At 49.3% G+C, this 23,218-nt stretch carries 17 protein-coding genes; 7 read left to right on the top strand and 10 right to left on the bottom strand.

What is annotated here, in order from left to right:
• Window positions 1–9: 9 nt before the first annotated feature.
• Genes ACO0LL_RS15825 through ACO0LL_RS15815 form a run of 3 tightly spaced genes read right to left on the bottom strand, consistent with a single transcriptional unit; the run spans window position 10 to window position 4,126 of the window.
• Window positions 10–1,806: an ABC transporter substrate-binding protein gene (locus tag ACO0LL_RS15825; protein ID WP_422951811.1), complete on the bottom strand. Its 1,797-nt coding sequence runs from the start codon at window positions 1,804–1,806 to the stop codon at window positions 10–12.
• A complete protein-coding gene (locus ACO0LL_RS15820) occupies window positions 1,803–2,810 on the bottom strand; it encodes a succinylglutamate desuccinylase (protein ID WP_422951810.1) in 1,008 nt (335 codons plus the stop codon). Before ACO0LL_RS15820 ends, ACO0LL_RS15825 begins: the two co-directional genes overlap by 4 nt.
• 14 nt (window positions 2,811–2,824) lie before the next feature.
• The gene (locus tag ACO0LL_RS15815; protein ID WP_422951809.1) at window positions 2,825–4,126 is read right to left on the bottom strand and encodes an MFS transporter; all 1,302 of its coding nucleotides are present in this window, start codon (window positions 4,124–4,126) and stop codon (window positions 2,825–2,827) included.
• A gap of 188 nt (window positions 4,127–4,314) precedes the next feature.
• Here ACO0LL_RS15815 and ACO0LL_RS15810 point away from each other — a divergent pair, with 188 nt between their 5' ends.
• The 4 genes from ACO0LL_RS15810 (at window position 4,315) to ACO0LL_RS15795 (ending at window position 12,617) form a co-directional block, all read left to right on the top strand.
• A complete protein-coding gene (locus ACO0LL_RS15810; RefSeq protein ID WP_422951808.1) occupies window positions 4,315–5,292 on the top strand; it encodes an N-acetylglucosamine kinase in 978 nt (325 codons plus the stop codon).
• The gene (locus ACO0LL_RS15805) at window positions 5,289–6,098 is read left to right on the top strand and encodes an N-acetylmuramoyl-L-alanine amidase (protein WP_422951807.1); all 810 of its coding nucleotides are present in this window, start codon (window positions 5,289–5,291) and stop codon (window positions 6,096–6,098) included. Before ACO0LL_RS15810 ends, ACO0LL_RS15805 begins: the two co-directional genes overlap by 4 nt.
• Before the next feature lie 2 nt (window positions 6,099–6,100).
• Window positions 6,101–6,604 (top strand): M15 family metallopeptidase, encoded by a 504-nt coding sequence (locus tag ACO0LL_RS15800; protein WP_422951806.1) that lies wholly within the window; start codon window positions 6,101–6,103, stop codon window positions 6,602–6,604.
• Between the two features lie 421 nt (window positions 6,605–7,025).
• Window positions 7,026–12,617 carry a DUF3320 domain-containing protein gene (locus tag ACO0LL_RS15795; protein ID WP_422951805.1) on the top strand — a complete coding sequence of 1,864 codons (5,592 nt, stop codon included), beginning with the start codon at window positions 7,026–7,028 and terminating at the stop codon, window positions 12,615–12,617.
• Between the two features lie 123 nt (window positions 12,618–12,740).
• On the opposite strand, the gene ACO0LL_RS15790 is transcribed toward ACO0LL_RS15795, so the two are convergent.
• From ACO0LL_RS15790 to ACO0LL_RS15775, 4 genes are read right to left on the bottom strand one after another with little or no spacing between them, the layout of a single operon-like run.
• A complete protein-coding gene (locus ACO0LL_RS15790) occupies window positions 12,741–13,874 on the bottom strand; it encodes an ABC transporter permease (RefSeq protein ID WP_422951804.1) in 1,134 nt (377 codons plus the stop codon).
• Window positions 13,871–14,854 (bottom strand): ABC transporter ATP-binding protein, encoded by a 984-nt coding sequence (locus ACO0LL_RS15785; protein ID WP_422951803.1) that lies wholly within the window; start codon window positions 14,852–14,854, stop codon window positions 13,871–13,873. Before ACO0LL_RS15785 ends, ACO0LL_RS15790 begins: the two co-directional genes overlap by 4 nt.
• Window positions 14,851–15,846, bottom strand: coding sequence for an HlyD family secretion protein (locus ACO0LL_RS15780; protein WP_422951802.1), 996 nt, complete (start codon window positions 15,844–15,846; stop codon window positions 14,851–14,853). The genes ACO0LL_RS15785 and ACO0LL_RS15780 overlap by 4 nt, the downstream gene beginning before the upstream one ends.
• A complete protein-coding gene (locus ACO0LL_RS15775; protein WP_422951801.1) occupies window positions 15,839–16,483 on the bottom strand; it encodes a TetR/AcrR family transcriptional regulator in 645 nt (214 codons plus the stop codon). The genes ACO0LL_RS15780 and ACO0LL_RS15775 overlap by 8 nt, the downstream gene beginning before the upstream one ends.
• Before the next feature lie 386 nt (window positions 16,484–16,869).
• Here ACO0LL_RS15775 and ACO0LL_RS15770 point away from each other — a divergent pair, with 386 nt between their 5' ends.
• Complete coding sequence (locus ACO0LL_RS15770) at window positions 16,870–17,064, top strand: hypothetical protein (protein ID WP_422951800.1); 195 nt, start codon at window positions 16,870–16,872, stop codon at window positions 17,062–17,064.
• A gap of 58 nt (window positions 17,065–17,122) precedes the next feature.
• Here ACO0LL_RS15770 and ACO0LL_RS15765 read toward each other — a convergent pair whose 3' ends face one another.
• From ACO0LL_RS15765 to ACO0LL_RS15755, 3 genes are all read right to left on the bottom strand, one after another.
• Window positions 17,123–17,989, bottom strand: a complete 867-nt coding sequence (locus ACO0LL_RS15765; protein WP_422951799.1) for an HDOD domain-containing protein — start codon at window positions 17,987–17,989, stop codon at window positions 17,123–17,125.
• 150 nt (window positions 17,990–18,139) lie between these two features.
• Window positions 18,140–18,628: a CreA family protein gene (locus ACO0LL_RS15760; protein ID WP_422951798.1), complete on the bottom strand. Its 489-nt coding sequence runs from the start codon at window positions 18,626–18,628 to the stop codon at window positions 18,140–18,142.
• Between the two features lie 55 nt (window positions 18,629–18,683).
• The gene (locus ACO0LL_RS15755; RefSeq protein WP_422951797.1) at window positions 18,684–20,153 is read right to left on the bottom strand and encodes an APC family permease; all 1,470 of its coding nucleotides are present in this window, start codon (window positions 20,151–20,153) and stop codon (window positions 18,684–18,686) included.
• A 234-nt stretch (window positions 20,154–20,387) separates the two neighbouring features.
• On the opposite strand from ACO0LL_RS15755, the gene ACO0LL_RS15750 reads away from it, so the two are divergent.
• Together ACO0LL_RS15750 and ACO0LL_RS15745 are read left to right on the top strand one after the other, a co-directional pair.
• On the top strand, window positions 20,388–20,768 hold the full coding sequence (locus ACO0LL_RS15750; RefSeq protein ID WP_422951796.1) for a DUF2946 family protein: 381 nt from the start codon (window positions 20,388–20,390) through the stop codon (window positions 20,766–20,768).
• A 92-nt stretch (window positions 20,769–20,860) separates the two neighbouring features.
• Window positions 20,861–23,176 (top strand): TonB-dependent receptor, encoded by a 2,316-nt coding sequence (locus ACO0LL_RS15745; RefSeq protein ID WP_422951795.1) that lies wholly within the window; start codon window positions 20,861–20,863, stop codon window positions 23,174–23,176.
• Window positions 23,177–23,218: the final 42 nt, after the last annotated feature.

Raw genomic sequence — 23,218 nt, 5'->3', positions numbered from 1 at the left:
CAATACAAATTATTTTAGTACTTTATTACGGGCTGCAACATCCACATCAACATAGCGCCAGCTTGTAAAATCCACTGGATGTCTGTAAAAGTTTTGCAGCCAGGGCTGGGATAAATCTGCCGTCACCGGATGTATGCGCGGCACCCAGGGGCTGTAACCATGCATGAGCTGTGCCATTTGCCGGTAAATAGCCGTTCTTTCCGGGCTGTCGCTCAGACGCATGGCTTCTTCATACAGCTTGTTGAAAGCTGGCAGGTTGAAGCGCGAATAATTGGCACGGCCAGCATTTGGGCCATACAAAAGCTGGTAAAAATTCTCGGCATCGGGAAAATCAGCAATCCAGTTGGCCTCCGTCATCTGCACCTTGCCCAAGCGGGCAGCACGCAAGATTTCAGAATGCTTGTCAGTCTTGAAGCTGACGTGAATGCCAATAGCATCCAGATTCTTGCGCCAGACTTCATCGCGCAAGCGGCCAGTCGTGCTGGCCAGGCTATGCATTTGCAAATACAGTGCTTGCCCATCAGGCAGGCTGCGGTAACCATCTGCCGCGCGCTTGTAGCCAAACTTGTCAAGCAAGGCATTGGCCAGTTTTACATCATATTGCACCGGAGTTTTATAGTTGGCGTCGTAACCCAGCACATTTGGCGGCAAAGGAGACTGCGCCTGTATTGCCAGGCCTTTTTCCATCAGGGCGATATCTTCCTTGCTGTCATAACTGAGGGCAATGGCGCGGCGCAAGGCGATTTTCTCCGGGGTATAGCCGCCTATCACCGGGTCTTCCATATTCATCCACATATAAGAAGTTTGCAGCGGCGTGAACAGCGACAGGCGTACGCCCTGCTGCTGTAATGCAGGCTTGAGCTTGCCATCATCGAGCACCATGTTTGACAGCGGTGGCGGTACTTGTTCAAGATAATCAAATTCGTGGTTCAGGAAACCCAGCACGCGCGACTGCTGCTCTTCCATGATCTTGATTTCTACCTTGCTGACGCGCGGCAAAGTCTGCCCCGTCAGGCTGGCGGCGATTTTCCTGGTGACGTCATCCGTACCCTGATCATTGAACACGACTTTGCGGTACTGCGGATTCGCCAGTAACTCTATGCGAAAACTGCGCTGCCACTGGCCGAGTATAAAAGGGCCAGTTCCTATGGGGTAATTGCCGACCTGGTTGCCATAAGCCTCGACCACTTCCCTGGCCACGGCGCCCGTAGCGGTAGTCGCCAGGATGAACAGAAAATTACTGTCAGGCGCATTCAGACGCACGCGCAGGGTGTATTTATCCACTGCTTGCAAACCAGGTATGCTGGTTTGCAGACTGAAGTCCTGGCTCTTGCCATCTTTGGCTGGCTTGAGTTTTTCATCGCCGAGCAACTTGCCTACAAACATGAACAGCCAGGGTGATTTGACCGTAGGGTCATAGATACGTTTGATACTGTAGATGTAATCTTCTGCCGTCAATTCCCTGGGCTTGCCCTTGAATGCAGGGTCAGGTGTGAACATGATGCCTGGTTGGAGATGCAGGACATAGGTTTTACCCTGATCCAGTATCTCTGGCATGCTTTTCAGGGTATTTGGCTTGAGTTTGACAGGCCGCGCCAGGTAATCATAGCGCAGCATGGGTTCAAAAATATTTTCGTTGATGCTGACTGAGGGTACGTCAGATGCCACTGCCGGGTCGAGGCTACTCTCTGGTGTCGTCACCAGCACGCGCAAGACTTTTTCTGTACTGGCTGCGGCATGTACAGGTGTCATGCTGACCAGGGCAGATACACCCAGCAATGCGGCACAAAGGAAACGCAAACTCATGCTATCGACTTTCCAGATCCGGCCAGGGCCAATCGCGGGTTGGGCTTGGTCAGGTAAAACCATTCTTCACCAGCACTGGCGCCCGCGTCAGGGAAGATGATGCGGCCATCCTGGTCTGCCCTGACTTCAGTACCATCGGCACGCTTGCCTATCAGCTCACCTTGTTTCAATTCATCAAAGCTGCGCCATTCGCGCACGAAACTATCACTATCATGCAGTTTGTCGATGACATCATAGATGCGCAGTGCTTCCATCTGTTCCACAGGTTCTGGCGCTGCACCGGCGATCACACCCAGATGACGCAGGCTGTTGACGATGGCGGTATAAGCCACCGCTGGCGCTTGCGGGTCGAGGTGCTGGCCGCATTCCAGTGTCATCGCATAACCGCCGACTGAGCGCATGTATTCTGTGGTACCGACGCCGAACTGCGTATTTGCATTTGCCACGGTTTTTGAATCCGCATCATGCGCCAGCCTCTCCTGGCGGCGTTGTACGCCACGTGCATAAGTGCCCAGCCAGCCATCGACCAGGCGATGTACGCCGAGGCGCATGGCCATGGCCAGCTCCTGTTTTTCATGGCTGAAAGATTCTATGGGCCCACGATTATTTTCTGGTCCTATCAGGACAAAGGGTTCGCCCTGTCCACGGAAAGAATGAAGGTCTAGCAAAACATCATGCTGGGCCATCAGCGGGCATAACCAGTTTGCTACATGGTCTTCAAATTCCTGCACATCAGTTGTTGGTATCAGGCGGCGGTTCAGGTTGCGCTCGCCTTCTCTTTGCCCAAGTTTGTAGGCCAGCGGATTGCACACCGGTACCAGCGTCAATCGACCAGCCAGCAATTGCAGCCTGCCCTCTTCGAGTTCTGCAATGACGCGGCGGATTGCCTGCGTGCCGCAGGTTTCATTGCCATGCACGGCACCAGTGATAATGACACTGCTGCCAGGCTGTGGTGAGCTGTAGCTGCTACTTTGAAAATGATAGGGATAAGCGGTTTTATTCATATTTTATTCAGCCTCTATTCAGTTTTTTTGCCGAAGGCCGGATTTACTTTAATGAGTGCTGTGACAACAAAGGTAGGAACGGCAGCGATACATATCCAGACAAAGAAATGGGCATAGCCCAAATTCTCTTGCAAGCGGCCACTGAACATCCCTGGCAGCATCATGCTCAGCGCCATGAAGCCCGTACAAATCGCATAATGCGCGGTCTTGTGTTCGCCATCAGCGATCATGATCATATACAGCACATAGGCGGTAAAGCCAAAACCATAACCCATTTGCTCTATGGCGACTGCAGCACCAATCAGGTAGATATTATCTGGCTGTACGAAGGCCAGATAGACATATACCAGATGCGGCACATTAATCGCCAGTGCCATCGGCCACAGCATGCGTTTTAAACCAAAACGCGAAATCAGTGCACCACCGGCAAGGCCACCTATGGTCAACGCTATCATGCCCATGGTGCCATATACGATACCAACCGCCTGGGTCGAAAGACCAAGGCCGCCTTTATCGACACTGTCGAGCAAGAACGGTGGTGCCATCTTGACCAGTTGCGCTTCACCAAAGCGATATAGCAAAAGGAAGGCGATCGTCAGCAAGATATTTTTCTTTTTGATGAACTTGCCAAAGATCGTAAAGAAAGTTGCCACTACCTGGTTAGGGTCGCCATGCGCCGTATCACTGGCTGGGCGTGGCAAGGCCCATTTATGGTAGGCAGACAAGCTGATGAACATCACAGCCAGCACACAAAAGACCACGATCCAGCCAAACCTGGCATCGCCAGTCATGTCGCGCAGTGTGCCAGCCAGATAAACCAGGGCACCCTGTCCAGTCAGCATGGACATCCTGAAAAACATGCTGCGCACACCAACGAAAGCGGCCTGTTGATACTGTTCCAGCGCCAGCATATAAAAACCGTCAGAACTGATGTCGTGGGTGGCTGCACTAAACGCCAACAGCCAGAACACCAGCAGCGTCGCCTGGAAAAAACCGGGCATGGGTATGGTCAGGGCTACCAGCCCGAACATCGCACCTATGACGAGCTCCAGCGTAACAATCCAGAAACGCTTGGTCTTAAACATATCGACAAAAGGAGACCAGAACGGCTTGATCACAAAAGGCAAGTACAACCAGCTTGTATATAATGCAATGTCCGAATTGGAAATATCGAGATTTTTGTACATAATGACGGAAAGTGTCATTACCACGACGTAAGGAATCCCCTGGCTGAAATACAATGAGGGTATCCAGCGCCAGACCCCGCCCGCAGGAACTTCAGGTTTTTTGACTGCAGTAACTGTCTCGCTTGTCATTTTTATCTTTTTCTTGAATGGTAAGGCCTGGATCATCTTCCCAGTAAAATACTGGGATTACGATTGAAATTTTGCTGCAGCTTCATAGCAAAAAGTTATAAGCCGGATGTATCTTTTCATTCGCTGCCAGCGCCAGAAGCGCCCTATGATAAACGAACAACTGCCAGTTATTGCAATTCAGCTCGACGATGTTTCACCAAAATCAACAGAAACCTGTATTCATGTCACCTGACCAGCAAGCGACCTTGGCCCAACAAACCACAGACATTGCGCTAGGCATAGATGCAGGCGGCACACAGACACGCTGGGCATTGGCGACCCAGGATGAGCAGATCCTTGCCAGCGGCACGGCCGCAGGCCTGACCGCGCTGCAAACAGACAGCCCGGAAGGAAGAGAAGCCGTGCACCAAATATTTGCCAGCCTCGCAGCTGCCACTGGCAGCCATGGCCAGGTAGGCAGCATACGCGCAGGCATCACCGGCTTCGGCGGCGATTCACAGACCCTGCCAGATATGCTGGCTGAGTGCTTTGACTTGAAAAAGCAACATATCCTGGTCAGCAATGATATAGAAATTGCCTATCTCGATATTTTCAAACCCGGCACTGGCTATCTGATCTATGCAGGTACTGGCTCTATCGCGGCCTATATTGATGCCGAAGGTGAGTTTCACCGGGCTGGTGGCCGTGGTTACCTGCTTGATGATGCCGGAGGCGGCTTCTGGATAGCACGCGAAGCCATCAGCAAGCTCTGGCGTGCCGAAGATGAAAATCCGGGTCAGTGGAAAAATTCAGAAATGGCGATACGTATCTTCAAGCTCATCGGTGGTAATGACTGGAATATATCGCGCGACTTTATCTATCACCGCAGCCGAGGTGACATAGGCAAACTCGCACTGGCCGTCGCCTCTGCCGCCTACAGTGACCCGGTCGCCATGTCCATCTTGCAAAATGCAGGCAAGGAGCTGGCCCGCCTGGGTATGGCCATGTGCGCCCGATTTGGCACCAAACCCATCGCACTTGGTGGCCGTGTGCAAGACCTGCATCCGGCCATCGTAGAATCCCTGCGCCAGAATTTAGCACCCGATATCTCCTTGCGCCAAAGTACTTGCCAGGCACATTTTTCCGCAGCACGGCTCGCTGCCCGACACCTCAAAAATCTACCATGAAAAAAATCACGCTATATAGTTTGTTTACTGCTGTCAGTCTCTTCATCAGTGGCTGTGCCACCGTAGGCCCCATGGGCAAACTCGATACCACTATTTCTGCCAAGAGCCAGGAAGAGCGCGTGCAATTCATCATCCTGCATTACACCGCACTGGATCAGCCTACGTCTTTGCGTGTGCTCAGCCAGCAAGCCGTCAGCGCCAATTACCTGGTCGGTGATGAAGACCCGATCAAGGTCTGGCAACTGGTACCGGAAAATCACATGGCGTATCACGCCGGTCTCAGTGAATGGAAAGGTTATAGCCGTCTGAATGCCAGCTCCATAGGCATAGAAATCGTCAATCTCGGTTTCAAGGATACGCCAGAAGGCAGGATTTACTTCCCCTTTCCGCAAGCCCAGATAGACCGCGTGATTGCCCTCGTCAAAGATATCTCGGCACGCTACCAGATACGCCCTGAGTACATACTCGGCCATTCCGACATCGCCCCGCTGCGTAAGTCAGACCCAGGGCCGCTCTTTCCATGGAAGCAACTGGCCGATGCTGGCCTGATCCCCTGGCCCAAGGCAGACGAAGTTGCACAACGCATGACAGCTTATGAATTACAGTTACCGGACATCAAATGGTTCCAGCAAAAGCTTGCACAATACGGCTATGGCATCCCACAAACCGGCCTGCTCGATGAAACCACCCGCAGTGTGCTGGTCGCTTTCCAGACCAAGTACAGGCCAGCAAAATTTGACGGCATGCCAGATGCAGAAACCGCCGCCATGCTCGACACCCTGCTTGCAAACCTGAAGGCAAAATAAATATGGTCGTCAGCCAGGCTGCAAACTTCACCATCCCACTCCAACTGCTGGAACAGCGTGGTCTGCTATTGCAACAAGAAGCCACAGAACTGGTACTGGCAGAAACCGGCGAAGATGGCAGGCAATACCTGCTGACACCTGCAACCAAGCTCGCCTGGCAAACCATGAAGGCTGCCGCCAGCGAGGATGGCATCGCCCTGCTGATGATATCCGCCTTCCGCAGCATCGCCAGACAAACCGAGATCATCAGCGACAAGCTGGCTGAGGGCCAGCAACTCAAAGATGTATTACTGGTCTGCGCCCCACCCGGCTACAGCGAACACCACACTGGCCGCGCGATAGACATCGCCACGCCAGAAGACCCGGAGCTGGAAATTTCTTTTGACACCACCGCTGCCTTTGCGTGGTTGCAAAACAATGCAGGGCGATTTGGCTTTCACATGTCTTACCCGCCGGGGAATAGTAGCGGGTTTCAATATGAGCCTTGGCATTGGTGTTTTAAGTAAACTTCAAACATGGCGAACAATTTAAAGAAATATATATATTTTCATTTTAGACGTATCAGTTAAATTCACGCCAAACAGTCAATATCTTCACGAGTAACCGGACAGACTCAAGATAATTCCCTGATCCTCCAAAAAAATCCAAAGTAAATATACTTCTAACTAAACATCCCAAATCCAACATGCGGTGGGATTGCACAGGAGAAAATATATTAAAATTATTATTGCTCTTCAGTTACATCACTAGATATCACGATTTCTTAAAACAAATCGAATACAACACTTCTAATAATAGATAACAATTTATTACTTTTTTTATACTTTATTTGTTTATTTAGAGATAGCATTGATACATAAAACCATGCTACACGTTTGCATCTTGCACCCTTAATAAGCTTCAGTATGAAAATAAGGCAGTGATCGTATGATTGAATCAGATACTACAGCGCACTCAAGCGAATCTACATTCCTCCACAGTACCCTGTCTGCAGATGCAAAGTTAGAACGAGCAAGAACAGAATTGCTTGACTTGTCAGCAAGAAATAGACTTCTGAATATTCCTCGCAACTCAAAAACTGCACGTACTATAGAAGTTATAGATGAAAAATCCGAAGAGATATTTCGTCTATTGATAAAAGAAAATCGCCCGTTTACGTTTTCACCTGGAAAGTCTTCTACGGCGTCATTGTTAGAGGAAGCAGATGGTGATCCAGATGAAATTTATGACCTCGCTCAACCAGATGATGATAGTGTTAATGAGCGAGGCATTCTAAATAGGCATGCAGATACAAAACTGCAAACAAGATTGACATCAAAAGGCCTGCAAAAAAAATTGCTTGATCTATATTTTGATGCGCAGACTCTTGAAGAAGAACAAGGTGTCAATATTCTTTTTTTGGCATTAGGAACATTGAAATGGCTGGATCCATTAAATGCAAAGAACGTAAGGTATGCTCCTTTAATTCTTATTCCTGTGCGTCTTGAAAGAGGTAATGCCGCAGAGCAATTCAAACTTAAATGGAGACAAGAAGAGCATGCACCAAACCTCTCGCTAGAAACTTTTCTTGACCGAGTGCATAATTTGAAAATGCCATCCTTTGATCAAGGTGATGAATTTGACCCCGGTACTTACTTAAGTGCAGTAGCAGAAAGCGTGAAGTCAAAAGAAAACTGGCTTGTCTCGCCTGATGACATAGTTTTGGGTTTTTTTTCTTTTTCCAAATTTTTGATGTATCGTGATCTGGATCCAAATGCTTGGCCCATTGAGGGTGGCTTAACTAAGCAACCACTCATTAGCGGTTTACTTTCGGATGGCTTTCACAACGATATTGCATTGATCCCAGAAGATGCGCAGATTGATGAACACATATTACCGGAAAACTTGCTTCATATTGTTGACTGCGACAGTTCCCAAACACTTGCGGTCCATGATGTAAGATCGGGTCGCAATCTCGTCATTCAAGGGCCTCCAGGAACAGGCAAATCCCAAACAATCGCAAATGTGATCGCTTCTGCTATTGCAGATGGAAAAACCGTCCTATTCGTTGCAGAGAAAATGGCAGCGTTGGATGTAGTTAAACGCAGGCTAGATCAAGCCGGAGTCGGAGATGCCTGTCTAGAATTGCACAGCAATAAAGCGAACAAAAGAATATTACTAGATGAGCTAAAGCGAACATCCGAACTAGGTTCTCCTCAGGGAGATTTTCCAACCACGTTGAATACACGGCTAAAAGAAACTAGGGATAGCCTAAATCATCATGCAAGTAGAATGCATTTTAAGTATTCTCCATCCGATCTAACTCCTTTTCAAGTTATTGGACAGCTTACACGCCTTAGACAGGAAGAATTTCGCCCTGTCGATTTAAAACTTGTTCTTCCAGAAACCTGGTCACCTGATGACACGGAAACACGCAGGAAAATAATAGGAGAACTGTCGCATAGGATTAATGATATAGGTCAACCACTACATCATCCTTGGAATGGCATTGGCCTAAATAATATTTTACCGACAGAAGTGGAACGATTAATTTTTCGTATCGAAACTTTAAAGGCGAGTCTGGAAAGTATAGTCAGTGAACAAACGACGCTTGCCTTAATTTTAAATAGTTCTCCACCCAAATTATTAAAAGATTCTAATTTAATTGAGATTCTGGCTGAGCGGGTAGCAAGCGCCCCAGCATTATCAAATAATGCTATCACGTCAAAAGGATGGGAGAATCCTTCTGGCGAATTGGCAAGTTTGATTGATACAGGAATACATTTTGAGAAACTCTCACTGAATTTAAGTGATTCGGTATCTTCTTCTGGATGGTCTGCAAATGTTGAGCCTTTACGATTTGAGTTCGCTAAGTTACCAAAAAATTTCGATGAAGATGCATTTAAAAGAATTAGCGAATTAAATAATTTATTGCCAAAGTTAATAGCCGAAGTTTCTCGATTGAAGTCGCATCTAGGCTTTCGCGGTTCTATAAATACAATTTCTGAAATAAGTCGAGAAATAATGACTGGCGAACGTGTTGCAGCAGCGCCGAATGTAAGTCCAGATGTGCTTGCAGCAACTGTGTGGGACAACGGGATCGACAAAGCAAACTATCTTGTCGAAGCAGTTGAAAATTTAGAAAAAAAACAGAAAGAGCTTGAGAATAAGGTCACTTCCTCAGCATGGTCAATTTCTTTGACAAATGCACGTCAAATCTTGGCTGCCCATGGTAAAGACTTTTTTAGATTCTTTCGAAAAGATTGGCGCAATGCCAGTGCCTCAGTCAAATCCATATTGAAATCTCCAGATGCCCCCCTTCAAGACGTTCTAGGCATACTGGACGATCTTGCTATAGGTCAAAAAGCATTGCAAGATATCCTGACAAATGATGATTTTGGTCGCGCAGCATTTGGTACTGGCTGGCAAAGAGAACGCTCAACTGCACAACCTTTGCGAGCTTTAGTTACATGGATGCAAAGCGTCCGTAACTTAGGCGCAGAACCTCGGCTTATAGCGGCAAGATTACCCGATCGCTCCGCAATTTTTGATCATGTTACTCGCGTTAAGCAACTGTTAGATGAAACGCGCCCTTTGTTAAAATCTATCTGGTTAGACTTCGATGAAAGTATTAATCATATTTTTCCAAACGCTATAAATTTTGAATCTGTTTTTATTTCTGACGTCGCTATACAAGCAGCCAAATTACATGATGCAAAGGAATTGTGTAGAAATAGCTTGAAAAATGTACCAGAAGATTTAGAAACCACTGTTCTACTCTTAGACAATCTGATTGATGCACAAAAAACTGCTCAGTCAATTATAAAATCCGAAGAATTTGGTCGCTTTTTCTTCGATGACGCATGGCTGGGAACTAAATCGGATTGGAGTTTTTTAAAAAGATCCTGTGTATGGGTAAATTCAAATTCGGATATTAGGCTCACTGTAGCAAGTCTTGCAAGCAGAGACGCCCCATATATTCAAGCAAAAAAAAATAAGCACAACTTAAGTCTTTTCTTGTATGAGATAAGGAATCTCTTACTTGAGCTAAATACTGACGTGGAAAAAATATTTTCCGCAAAAGACCTTGCAGAACTATCACCAGATACAATCATTGAGAAATTTCAATTGTGGATATTAAATTCGGAGCAATTATCCAAATGGGTAGGGTACAAAGAACGAGCCGATAAGGCTAGGGCATTTGGTTTAAAGGAGATTGTAGATAGACTGGAGAATGGTCTAATAAAACCAGAATCATCGCTCCAGACTTTTGACATGGTTTATTTCGAAGCTATTTTCGCAGATCAAGTAAAAAAAGAACCGGCGCTTGCGCAATTTGATGGTGAGCTTCACTTTAGGCTCACAGAAGAATTTGTGAACTTAGATAAAAAACGTATAGAAGCATCTAGTTTGGAAGTAGTCCGTGCGCATCATCGACGCATCCCACAAGGAGGTGGCGGTGTTGGCCCACTCGGCATACTTCGTGGAGAAATGGCACGTAGAAGAGGCCATATGCCAATACGTCAATTAATGCTGAAAGCCGCACCTGCGATTCAAGCCATTAAACCTGTTTTAATGATGAGCCCTCTTTCTGTTGCTCAGTTTCTACCTCCTGGACAATTAACGTTCGATCTTTTGGTTATGGACGAAGCGAGTCAAATTCAACCAGTGGATGCTCTAGGAGCAATAGCTCGCTGCCGTCAGGTTGTCGTAGTTGGTGATGAACGCCAGCTACCTCCTACTAAATTTTTTTCCAAAGTAACGGGATCTGTGCCAGAAGATGACGATGGAGATGGGGCACAAGTCAGTGATATCGAAAGTATTCTTGGACTCTTCACTGCAAGGGGACTACCTCAACGCATGCTGCGTTGGCATTATCGCAGTAGGCATCAATCGTTAATAGCAGTCTCAAATAGTCAATTTTATGAAAATAAATTATTTATAGTTCCTAGTCCGCTTACACAAGAAGCTGGCATGGGTCTGCAATTCCATCACCTTCCCCAAGGTGTATTCGATTCTGGAAACACAGGCACAAATGTGTTTGAGGCCAAAGCAGTAGCAGAAGCAATCATCCGACATGCAAAAATTAATCCAGACTTATCACTAGGTGTTGCCACTTTCTCAGTCAAACAGAGACGCGCAATTCAAGATCAATTAGAGGTGCTTCGACGTCTTAATCCCGAAACAGAGTCATTTTTTAATTCCCATCACAATGAACCATTTTTTGTCAAAAATTTGGAAAATATACAAGGAGATGAAAGGGATGTTATTTTCATATCTGTTGGTTATGGAAGAAATGCTCAAAATCAAATGTCCATGCGGTTCGGTCCATTAAGTACAGACGGAGGGGAACGAAGATTAAATGTGTTAATCAGCAGAGCCAAACGACGGTGTGAAGTATTTTCTTCTATTACTGACGACGACATCGATCTTGAGAGAGGGAAAGGAAAAGGAGTTTTCGCATTTAAACTATTCCTACATTTTGCTCGCACAGGAAAATTAGCTATCGCACAAAAAACCGACCGCGACTACGAAAGTGTTTTTGAAGTCCAAGTATCAAATGCATTACAAGCCTGCGGATATCAAGTTCATCCACAAGTGGGGATTGCAGGTTTCTTCATCGACTTGGCAATTGCTGATGCCGAGCTTCCTGGACGCTATTTACTTGGCATTGAATGTGATGGCGCCTCGTATCATCAATCAAAATCTGCACGCGATAGGGATCGACTACGCCAAGCAGTGCTGGAAGACCATGGATGGATCATTCATCGCATATGGAGCACTGATTGGTTTCAACGACCAAAAGATCAACTTCAATTAGCTATCAAAGCAATTGAAGCAGCAAAATCAGAATTAGATGCAAGAGTAACGATTTCAGAAAAAAAACACCGTGCAGTGACAGTTGAGGTAATTACTATTGAGCGTGAAACGGTTACGGAGATCGGCTTGATTAGATCGCCTCAAGGAGAAAAAACAAACAACGATTATATTGAAGCCTCTCCGCAGCTCCCATCAGAAAGATACGAATTACACGAAACGCCAATTAGTATCCTTGCTGACCTTATCGAAAAAATTGTCGTTATAGAAGGCCCCGTTCATATTGATGAAATTGTCGCTCGGCTTCGCACTGCATGGGGTCTTAAACGAGCTGGCTCCCGTATTCAGGCTATTATAGAACGAGCAATCTCTGCAATAATTCAGACTAAACGTGTTGATATTTATGAACAATTTTTGTCTATTCCAAATGCAACTGTCACAGTACGAAATAGAAGCTCAGTTCAGTCGGAAGCTTTACGCAAACCGGACATGATCCCGCCTCAAGAAATCGTAATAGCAATCCTTGCAACGGTGAAAAATAATTTTGGTGCAAATTCCGATGAAATCATTTTATCTATATCGAGAATGTTTGGATTTAAAGCTACAAGTGTTCAATTACGCGAAATTTTCCAAAGAAAAATAGATACCCTAGTTAAAGATTCTGTTCTTTTACAAAAAGGTGGCATGCTCACGATAAATGACATATCAAACAGCTCTACTTAGACAAGGAAATTATTTATTTTTTAATCAGATGTTGAATAACGTCTTGCACATATTCATTTCACTGTAAATGCAGAACTAACTTCGGTAGATTCCATTCTCTAAGGAAGCGATATTTTTTAAACCTTAATCTAGAGTCTGCCTATACCTCTTCAACGCCACAAATCCCGCCAACAGTAAAAATATCAACATGGGCCACAGCTCCGGCGTCAGCTGGCCTGCGGTATTGCCTTTCAATAAAATACCCCGCACGATGCGCAGGAAGTGCGTCAATGGCAGGGCTTCGCCTATGGCTTGTGCCCATTCCGGCATGGCGCGGAAAGGGAACATGAAGCCGGACAGCAGCATCGATGGCAGGAAGAAAAAGAAAGTCATCTGCATCGCTTGCAACTGGTTTTTTGCGATAGTCGAAAAGGTAAAGCCGACCGCCAGATTGGCGAGAATGAAAACGCCTATCATGCTCATGAGCAGGCTGAAGCTGCCCATCATGGGCACTTCAAATAACAGGAAGGCAGCACTGATGATGACGCCGAGTTGTATGTAACCGATCAGCACATAGGGCAGGATTTTGCCGACCATGACTTCTGCCGGGCGTACTGGCGTTGCCAGCAGGTTTTCCATGGTGCCGCGCTCACGTTCGCGTGTCATGGCGAGTGAGGTCAGCATGACCATGGTCATGGTGAGTATGGTGCCGATCAGACCGGGAACGATGTTATAACGTGACAGGCCCTCGGGATTATAGCGGCGGTGCACACGCACTTCATAAGCTGGCGTGGCGGTTTGCAGGTATTGCAAAGGGCCTTTGAGATCGTGATGCAAGGCCTGGGTGGCGATGACATTCAGCGCGGCGATGGCGTTACCTGATGCTGAAGGATCGGTCGCATCGACAGAGATCAGCAAGGCAGGTTTTTCACCGCGCACCAGTTGCTGGGTGAATTGTGGCGGTATCACCAGCATGAATTGTATTTTGCCTGTTTCGAGCAAGGTCTCTGCCTCTTGTTCACTCTGGCCTACCGAGTCTATGCGGAAGTAGCCAGTGTTTTGCATGGCAACAACAAAACTGCGTGCCATGGGGCTATTGTCAGTACTGACTACGGCGGTTGGCAAACCCTTGGGGTCGGTATTAATCGCATAACCAAACAGGATGAGTTGCAGGATGGGGATGCCGACTGCCATCGCAAAGGTCAGGCGGTCGCGCATCATTTGCTGGAACTCTTTGATAAAGATGGCGAACATGCGTGCCAGCGAAAAGCGCTTCATGCTGTCACCTTTTGACGGATATCATCTTTGGAAAAATTATCAGGTGCACTGGCGATCAGGCTGATGAAGACATCTTCCAGATTCGCCGCACTCGGCGTGATCTGTATATTGGCTTGATGCCTGATGCCGTCGAGTGCCTGCAAGACCAGCGCCTCGTCCAGCCCGGCAACGTGGACGGCATTGCCGAATGCGGCGACGCTTAATACACCTGGTGCCGACTTCAATGGCTCAAGTAAAGTACCCAGTTGCTCACCTTGTAGGGTCCAGACCTTGAGTTTGGAGTCACGTATGATTTCTGCCGCGGTGCCACGCGCCAGTATTTTGCCGTAGGCGATATAGCAAAGCTCGTGGCAGCGTTCTGCTTCATCCATGTAATGGGTAGACACCAGTACTGTGATGCCCTGGTCAGCCAGCAAATGAATCTGGTCCCAAAAATCGCGACGCGCCTTGGGATCGACGCCAGCGGTTGGTTCATCAAGCAACAGCAGGCGCGGTTCATGGATGAGGCAGGCCGCCAGTGCGAGGCGCTGTTTCCAGCCACCGGACAATGATCCTGCCAGTTGCTGCTGGCGGGCTGTCAGGCCCAGCCTTTCGAGAGACTGGTCAACTGCATTTTTTCTGTTGGGTAGTTCAAACAGGCGCGCGACGAAATCCAGATTCTGGCGTATCGACAGATCATCATACAGGCCAAACTTTTGTGTCATATAACCGACCTGGCGCTTGATCTGCTCTGCCTGCTTGATGATATCCAGCCCCAGGCAGGAACCGGTGCCAGCATCGGGCGTCAGCAAGCCACAGAGCATGCGTATGGTGGTGGTTTTGCCGCTGCCGTTTGGTCCCAGAAAACCGCAGATACGGCCCTTGGCAACTTGCAGTTCGACTTTATCGACCACCGCGCGACCGCCATAGGATTTGCTCAGGCCATGGACATTGATGGCCAGATTTCCTGTGTCAACGCTGGTATTCGTTGTGCTGTTCACTGTGCTTTTCCTGTACTTGCTGGAGCCAGCAGCGACACATCCAGAGGCTGACCGGGGTGCAGCAAGAGTTTGCCTGGCTGATCAGGTTTGGCCTCGACCATGAACACCAGTTTGGCTCTTTGTGCATTTGAATAAATCACGGGTGGTGTGTATTCAGCCTGGCTGGCGATGCGGGAGATGTGGGCTGGTACGGGTGCCGCGCAGCCATCGCAATGCAGGCTGACTGCCTGACCAACAGCGATCTTGCCCAACTCAGCTTCCGGCACAAAGAACCGGGCTTTGCGGTTTTCTGGCGGCAGCAGGGACAATACTGGCTGGCCCGCTTGCACATATTCACCCTGACGAAAAAACACTTCTGCAACCAGCGCATTTGCAGGTGCGCTTTGTGATTTTTGTCCTGAGCGCCAGGTCGCCTGGCGCAAGGCTTCTTTTGCGGCATCGGCACTGGCCTGGGCAGCGGCGCGCTCATCTACGCGTGCCGGCAACTTTGCGACACTCAGCGAGGCATTCAATTCTGCCACGCGTGCTTCCGCGAGTTTGACATTGGTTTGTGCATCATCCATGCGGGATTTGGACACAAAGCCCTGCCCCACCAGTTGCTGCTGGCGTGCCAGTTCCTGTCTTGCCAGGGCGGCTTGTGCCTGCGCACTTGTCAATTGTGCCTGGGTGACTGCAATCTCTTCGGTACGCCTGCCTTTTTCAGTATTGCTGGCTTGCGCCTGCGCGCTCGTGAGGCGGGCACTGGCTTCGTCATGGGCAGCATTTTCAGCTTCGGCATCAAGCGCAAACAGCAGGCTGTCCTTGTTGACTTGCTGGCCTGCCTGCACTTTGATACTGTCGAGTTTGCCGCCCAGCGGTGCAGAGATATAGACGTAATCACCTTCTGCATAGCCTGACCAGGCGATGGAAGTCTTTTCATTGCAGGCTGCCAGCATGAATGACACTGCAAGTGTCAATGACAATACTGCTGCGGGTTTGCATTTTTTATACACGGCGTAACTCCTCATTCGTTGCGGCCAGGGCATACAGGGCACGATTGACGCGGTCGGCAATGGCGTCATCGCTTAATACCTGGCTCAAAGGTTCTTGCAGCATGGCTGGCACAAAGCCCATATCCAGTGCACGCGGGACGATTACCATGGGCGCGGCAACGCTGGCCATCAAGAACGCCAGGGCATGGGTGGGCGGCGCCATGGCAATCTCGCCAGACTCCATGGCCTGCATGAGCAAACCGGTAATCAGCAATACATGACGCGAACCATTTTTTTCGAGAAACTGCCTGGCGACTTTTTCACCCATGGCAGCATCGGCCCAGACCCGGCCTATCCAGCCACCATGTTCGCGCAATAAACGACCGAGCAAATACAAAGCCTCACGCAGACGCTGTACTGGCGAACCTTCATGGTTCACCTCAGCCTGCAATTGCACAAACACTTCGTCGTACATGGTTTGCAGCAACTGCGTCAGGAAATTATCTTTATTCTTGAAGTGATAATGGAACATGCCCACGTTCACGCCTGCATGCTCTGCCAGCATGCGCAGGGACAAGCCGCCACAGCCATGCTGGGCAAACAGCGCGCGCCCGCTTTGCAATAAAACTTCATCAAGTTGTTGAGAAGGACGTGCCATATTTCTGTTTGCCAATAATTATTATGCAGTCGACTAATAATTGAAGTTTGCAGGCGCACGACCGCCAAGTCAAGCGTTTTTTGGGCCGTTTGCAAATGCTTATTTTTAAATTAGCAAGAAATGTGAGGGCTGAGCAGTGCGATGCGCGGCGATCAATATCTCCCTCAATTCATCGCCTGCAAACGCATTCCGATACTAGAAAATTGCACTTCGTCGCCTGCTACTGGCGGCCAATATGGCGACGACCTAAAGTGCAATCACTCCCACCCGAATTGAAAGGAAATATCATGAACATCACAGCAAACATGGACGGCGTCGTCATCGCCACTATCGCTCTGGTTATCCTGAGCAGCCTGTTGCGCGCCATCATCGCTTAAGGAAAAATAATGCTAGGCTTTTTGATCTGGATTATCTTGTTTGTACTCTGCTGGCCGCTTGCCATACTGGCCCTGGTGTTGTACCCACTGGTGTGGCTGGTGTTGCTGCCCTTCAGAATATTAGGCATAGCAGTGACTGGCGTATTTGAATTATTGCGGGCAATCTTTATGTTGCCGGCCAACCTGTTAAAAAGCCGTCCATGAGCGGACGGCTTTTAGCTGGTAAATGAGCGAGCTGCCAACTGTTAACAGTTAATGCAGGCTAATGCGCATGGTTGAATAATTCGTGCAATTCTTCAAACCTGTCTTCGACTTCATCGGCAGACAAGCCCAAAAATTCACAGGCGGCTGCGCCACCTTTTTCCCACTCACAAGAAAATTCTTGCCCATGGTATTTTTGTATTCCATATTCGGCAAGCAGGGCCAGGGCGATCAGGCTTTTGACTGAGTCTTCGGTATTGGCGTCATGCAAAACACTATAGTCATGATGCAAAAGTATCGCCAAAGATACGCTCTCAGGCAAACCCCAGGTACGCGCCATCAAAGAACCTATGGCGGTGTGCGAGGTGGTATGACGCTGTTCTTCGATGGCAGTAAAGGCTTCGCGTGTTTCCTGATTTGCCAGATCCAGAGTCTCGTTGTAATCAGGAAAACGTTCCAGCAGCAAGGGTATGCCGATGTCGCAAAACAGCCCAAAGGTATGCGCCTGATCAGGTGGGCAAACACGCATACGTCTGGCCAGTTGTGTCATGGCTTGCGCACGCTTGGTAGAAAAATCCCAGAATTTGACGAGGGAAATTTTTTCAACCTGTATGCTTTGCCGGGCAATAATGCCCGTCATCAGATTACCGCACTGGGTAATACCTAACAGATTGACAGCATGCTCGACCGATTTTGCTTTAAGGCGCAAGCCAAAGAAAGACGAATTGGCGAGCTTCAATAATGATGCAGACATCGCCACATCATTGGCAATAATGCCAGTCAATTTACGAGGATCAGGATCATTGGCGGCAAGCTCTGCCTGCACGTCGGCCAGCAAGCTGGGACGTGGCGGTATGCGTATCGTCTTGACGAGCGCATCAACGGATTGTTCAGTGGTCAGCCTGGGGGCTGCAGCAGAGCTTGTCATAATAGTACGATTGATACACCAGGGAGAGATAAGACTTACAGGCTGCTATTGTAAGCGCAAATCATTGCTGGATAGAAAAACCAAACATTTTTTACATATCAAGCCCTGCCTGCTTTCCGGGTGTACTTCCCGGGCTCCCGGGCTCCAGAACTATTTAACAGGGATGGGCGTACTGCGATCTACTGGAACAGCGGTCACACTATTCTTCGGTGAACCGTCTATCAGTTTGTCGGAATAAGTCAGATACACCAGCGCATTGCGCTTTTGATCCACCATGCGGACTATGCGCAGCTTTTTGAACAGGATAGACAGGCTTTGACTAAAGACTTCATCCTGCTGCTTAAGCTGGCCATTAAAACTGATGGGGCCAACCTGGCGGCAGGCAATCGAGGCTTCAGATTTGTCTTCTGCCAGGCCCAGGCCACCGGAAATACCGCCCGTTTTGGCGCGCGAGATATAGCAGGTGACACCATTTACTTTAGGATCATCATAAGCCTCCACCACGACCTTATGGTCAGGGCCTATGAGTTTGAAGGCCGTATCGACACTGCCGACGGTTTCTGCCGAGGCAACGGCACTGCATGCGGAGAAAACGGTAAAGATAGCTATGGCGGCAAAACTTAAAGATGGCAGTTTCATAATCTCGCTCTTTTCCTGAAGACGCCACAAACCGGGCGCTTCAGGAATATCAGGCTTATTGCTGTTTATTCAAGTGTGAATGGGCTCTGCTGTACAGGAAATAGATTACGATCGCGACAGCCATCCAGATAAAGAACACATGGTAAGTCGTTGCCGACAAATCTTTGAGGATATACAGGCAAGCCAGTATGCTCATGCCCGGTATCAGATAAGGGCCGAAAGGTACGCGGAAACCGCCCGCTTCGTCACCCAGCTTTTGCCTGCGTATGACAGGCACGGCAACCGAGACCACCATGAAGGCGACCAGGGTACCCATGCTGACCATATCCCACAGGAAGGTCGAATCAACCAGGCCAGCGACGATACCTACCAGCACACAAACGATGATGGTATTGCTGACAGGTGTACGGGTGCGCGCATGTACACGCTGGAAAGAACTTGGGATCAAGCCATCTTTACTGATCGCAAACAAGATCCGGCTCTGGCCATAAATAGTCACCAGGGTCACGCTGAATACCGAGATCACAGCACCAGCAGACAGGATCAATGCAGGCCAGGCTTTGCCCGTGACGTTTTGCAAGATCACTGCCAGACCAGCTTCCTGGCCTTCAAACATTTTGGCAGGTTGGGCACCCACCGCGGCAACTGCCACCAGCAAATAAAACACGGTCACAACGATCAGCGCCGCCATGATACCGAGCGGCACATTGCGCTTGGGGTTCTTGACTTCAGCACCGGCAGTTGCCACCGTATCAAGACCGATGAAGGAAAAGAATACAGTACCGGCAGCAGCCGTTACGCCAGCCATACCGGCAAGACCCTTGCTGTTGTCAGTATTAAAGAAAGGGGTGAAATGCTCGGCATTAAAACCGGAGAATGCCACGATGGCAAAAAAAGTCAGAATCACCAGCTTGATCATGACCATGACGGCATTTACCGTCGCAGATTCCTTGGCGCCACGCAACAACAATATGCAGCAAATCGCCACCAGCACCATCGGTGGCAGATTGAATTGCCCGGCATGAAACTCGACCCCGTTGGCACCCGCAACGATCATGGGTGAACGCAGCATTTCAGGTATCTGCCAACCGAGAGCATTGGTCAGAAAATTATTCAGATAGGCAGACCAGCCTATTGCCGTGGCACTGGCAGCCAGACCATATTCCAGCAATAAACAGGCGGCAACAATGAAGGCACCAAATTCACCGACCGTTGCATAGGCATAAGAATAAGAAGAACCGGATGCCGGGATGCGGGACGACAACTCGGAATAGCACAGCGCTGTCAAACCAGCGGTAATCGCGGCGATGATGAAAGACAAAATGACCGAAGGCCCAGCCTTGGGCACCGCCTCTACCATGGTAAAGAAAATACCGGTACCGATGGTAGAACCCACACCTATCATGGTCAGGGAAAACAAACCCAGTGAGCGATGCAGGCTATGGCCCTGATCGTCCGTCACTTGTTCGCTATGGTCTATGGGCTTGGTGCGGGTCAGTTGCTGACCCAGGCTAACTTGTCTCAAGATCTATCCTTCTACTTATGCCAAATACCTGTTGAGTAAAGGAGCTCATGCCTGGCTATGATCCGGACCAAGGTCCAGGTTCAGCTGTCTGCCATTGTGCGGCCCAGGCCAGGCTTGCCCCGAAAATCGCCATGATAGCCCCAAATTTGTCTGCTTTGATGTCAGTCTGCTTATTTTTCCTGACATCCAACAGCAGATTTGTAGCGAGACAGAAGGATGGTACAATTCCGCCCCATGTCCGCCCAAGGTTTTTCCCTGTCGTGTTTTCGCCACCTGGTGCGCGCAGTACTGCTCATGTATGTACTGACGCTGGGTGTCGCCATGGCATCTTCAGTCGTGAAGTCCGGTCAGCAGGGCATGAATCTGATCTGTACCAGCACTGGCTATAAATTCATCAAGGCCGACGGCAGTGGCAGCAAAGAAGCTGGCAAGAGCATGACGCACTTGCTCGATTGCTCGATGTGTCTGGCCGCCAGCTTGCCTGCCAGTTTCCCGCAAACCACGGTTTTTGCCGCACCACACGCTCTTTCCTACGCTACCCGCTCCATACCGGCAGCACATCTGGCTGCGATCGTTGCTGCCCCGCTACCGGCACGCGGGCCGCCGTCTGTCTAAAAATTTGAATTAGTTCAAACCTGTCGTGTTACCCGCACTGGCAAGTTTGCTTTGCGCATACACATGCGCGTTCCAATTTTTAGATAATTTATATGCCTCATTCTTTACGTCCTTTGCGCTTGCGCGCATTGGCAGTAGCAATGGCTGCCGCCTTCCCTTTGTCTTTATCTTTATTACCAGCTACTGCCTTCGCAATTGAAGCAATAGAAAATACCACCCAGGCCGAGCGCGTCATCATCAATGGCGACCGTCCATCCTCACTACCCAAGGAAATCCCGACCACCATAGAAGGCATCAATGCCAAAACCATGGAGCAGACCATCAATGCCATCGATGCAGAAGATGCCCTGAAATACCTGCCCAGCCTGCTGGTGCGCAAGCGCTATGTTGGTGACTACAACCATGCAGTGCTGGCGACACGGGCATCAGGCACGGGCAATAGTGCGCGCTCCATGGTGTATGCCGATGGCATCTTGCTGTCGAATTTACTGGGCAATGGTGCAGCCTTCACCCCGCGCTGGGGTCTGGTAACGCCGGAAGAAATCGAGCGTGTGGATGTGCTGTATGGCCCCTTTTCTGCTGCCTATGCCGGTAACTCTGCCGGTGCCGTAGTCGATTATGTGACGCGTATGCCCAAGCAGTTTGAAGCCCATGCCAAACTGGTAGGCTTTAGCGAAAACTTCCAGCAATATGGCACAGACAAGAGCTATAGCGGCAAGCAGCTCAGCGCCAGTCTTGGTAATAAGCAGGGGGCATTTTCCTGGTGGCTCAATGTGAACCAGCTTGATAGCGATGGCCACCCTATCGCCTTTGCCAACAAACTGGTTTCAACCGGCGTCAGCAGCAACGCCGGCACAGCCGTGACGGGTGCTATTGCCGACAAGAATCCGCAGGGTCTGGACTGGTGGATACTCGGCGCGACGGGTCAATACCATACCACGCAAGACCATGCCAAAGTCAAACTGGCATACGACTTTAGTCCCACTTTACGGGCGAGCTACACCTTTGGCTACTGGCGCAATAATATGAACAGCGGCGTCGAAAGCTATTTGCGCGATGCTGCAGGCAATGCGGTGTATAGCGGCGACATCAATATCGCAGGTAAAAAATATACCCTCGCCCCTACCGATATGTCGAACAGCAAAAACCAGCTTGAACATATCACCCATGGCCTGAACCTCAGGAGCAATACCAAAGGCGAGTTTGACTGGGAAGTGGCCGCCAGCCTGTATGACTACAGCAAGGATATCGTCCGTGCACCGACAGTGGCAATCCCGCAGGCCAACGGCGGTGGCAATGGCCGGATTACCGATGGAGCAGGTACAGGCTGGAACACGCTAGCCTTGAAAGGCATCTGGCGACCAGCAGCAGAACACACTGCCGAATTTGGTTACCAGCGCGAGGCGTATCAGATGCGTACGCTGGTGTCGGATACGGATGACTGGATCAATGGCGGCGCTCTCAAGCGCTTCTCTGCCTTCCAGGGCAATACCCAATTGCAAAGCCTGTATGCGCAAGATGCCTGGCGTATCAATCCTCAATGGAAAGCCATTATTGGTGGCCGTCTGGAGCAATGGCAGGCAGATCATGGAGCCATTTCATCCGCGACCAGCACCCTGCCCTTTGCTGAACGCAAGGAAAATTATTTCTCACCCAAGGCAGCTATCGCCTTCAAAGCCAATGAAGACTGGACCCTGAAGGCATCGGCAGGTCGTGCGGTGCGCATGCCTACTGTTTCTGAGCTGTATCAGGGCAGCATTTCCACCACCGCCATCGTCAATAATGACCCCAACCTGAAACCAGAAAAATCCTGGACCACGGAATGGACGGCAGAGCGGACGCTAAATGATGGCAAGGGTTTTCTGCGTACCACCCTGTTCCATGAAAGAACCAGGGATGCGCTGTATTCACAGGTGAACACCCTGGTCACGCCTAACGTGACAAATATCCAGAACGTGGATGAAATCCATACGACAGGGCTGGAACTCGCCTATCAGGCCAACGATGTATTCACCCGTGGCCTGGATTTGGTAGCCAGCCTGACGTATGCCAATTCTGAAATAACGCGTAATGACAAATTCCCTGCCAGTGTTGGCAAATGGCAGCCGCGTGTGCCAGCCTGGCGCGCCAATTTTGTCATCAGCTACCGCCCTGACGACAAGCTCAGCACTACGCTGGGTTTGCGCTACAGCGGCAAGCAATATGGCTCACTCGATAACAGCGACAGCAATGCCTTTACCTATCAGGGCTTTTCCAGCTTTGTGGTCGCTGATGTGCGCGTGCGTTACCAGTTGGCCAGGCAATGGGTGGCCTCGGTTGGCATAGATAATTTGAATAATAAAAAATACTGGGCCTTTCACCCCTACACGCAACGCAGTGTAGTAGGTGAATTGAAGTTTGATTTTTAAACTGGACTAAACCAAAGGCGCTGTGGCTTTATGCTGTGACTA

It is taken from the genome of Undibacterium sp. TC4M20W (genome assembly GCF_049340245.1).
In the GTDB taxonomy this organism is placed as follows: Bacteria; Pseudomonadota; Gammaproteobacteria; order Burkholderiales; family Burkholderiaceae_D; genus Undibacterium.
Note: the sequence above shows the minus strand (reverse complement) of the source record. Positions and strands in the feature narration are given on the sequence as shown.

Excerpts from the sequence above, each read along its gene's own strand:
- ACO0LL_RS15795 (WP_422951805.1), top strand. The coding sequence starts at position 7,026 with ATGATTGAATCAGATACTACAGCGCACTCAAGCGAATCTACATTCCTC.
- ACO0LL_RS15770 (WP_422951800.1), top strand. The coding sequence starts at position 16,870 with ATGCTAGGCTTTTTGATCTGGATTATCTTGTTTGTACTCTGCTGGCCG.
- ACO0LL_RS15810 (WP_422951808.1), top strand. The coding sequence starts at position 4,315 with ATGTTTCACCAAAATCAACAGAAACCTGTATTCATGTCACCTGACCAG.
- ACO0LL_RS15750 (WP_422951796.1), top strand. The coding sequence starts at position 20,388 with ATGTCCGCCCAAGGTTTTTCCCTGTCGTGTTTTCGCCACCTGGTGCGC.
- ACO0LL_RS15775 (WP_422951801.1), bottom strand. The coding sequence starts at position 16,483 with ATGGCACGTCCTTCTCAACAACTTGATGAAGTTTTATTGCAAAGCGGG.
- ACO0LL_RS15745 (WP_422951795.1), top strand. The coding sequence starts at position 20,861 with ATGCCTCATTCTTTACGTCCTTTGCGCTTGCGCGCATTGGCAGTAGCA.
- ACO0LL_RS15820 (WP_422951810.1), bottom strand. The coding sequence starts at position 2,810 with ATGAATAAAACCGCTTATCCCTATCATTTTCAAAGTAGCAGCTACAGC.
- ACO0LL_RS15760 (WP_422951798.1), bottom strand. The coding sequence starts at position 18,628 with ATGAAACTGCCATCTTTAAGTTTTGCCGCCATAGCTATCTTTACCGTT.
- ACO0LL_RS15815 (WP_422951809.1), bottom strand. The coding sequence starts at position 4,126 with ATGACAAGCGAGACAGTTACTGCAGTCAAAAAACCTGAAGTTCCTGCG.
- ACO0LL_RS15765 (WP_422951799.1), bottom strand. The coding sequence starts at position 17,989 with ATGACAAGCTCTGCTGCAGCCCCCAGGCTGACCACTGAACAATCCGTT.
- ACO0LL_RS15800 (WP_422951806.1), top strand. The coding sequence starts at position 6,101 with ATGGTCGTCAGCCAGGCTGCAAACTTCACCATCCCACTCCAACTGCTG.
- ACO0LL_RS15825 (WP_422951811.1), bottom strand. The coding sequence starts at position 1,806 with ATGAGTTTGCGTTTCCTTTGTGCCGCATTGCTGGGTGTATCTGCCCTG.
- ACO0LL_RS15790 (WP_422951804.1), bottom strand. The coding sequence starts at position 13,874 with ATGAAGCGCTTTTCGCTGGCACGCATGTTCGCCATCTTTATCAAAGAG.
- ACO0LL_RS15805 (WP_422951807.1), top strand. The coding sequence starts at position 5,289 with ATGAAAAAAATCACGCTATATAGTTTGTTTACTGCTGTCAGTCTCTTC.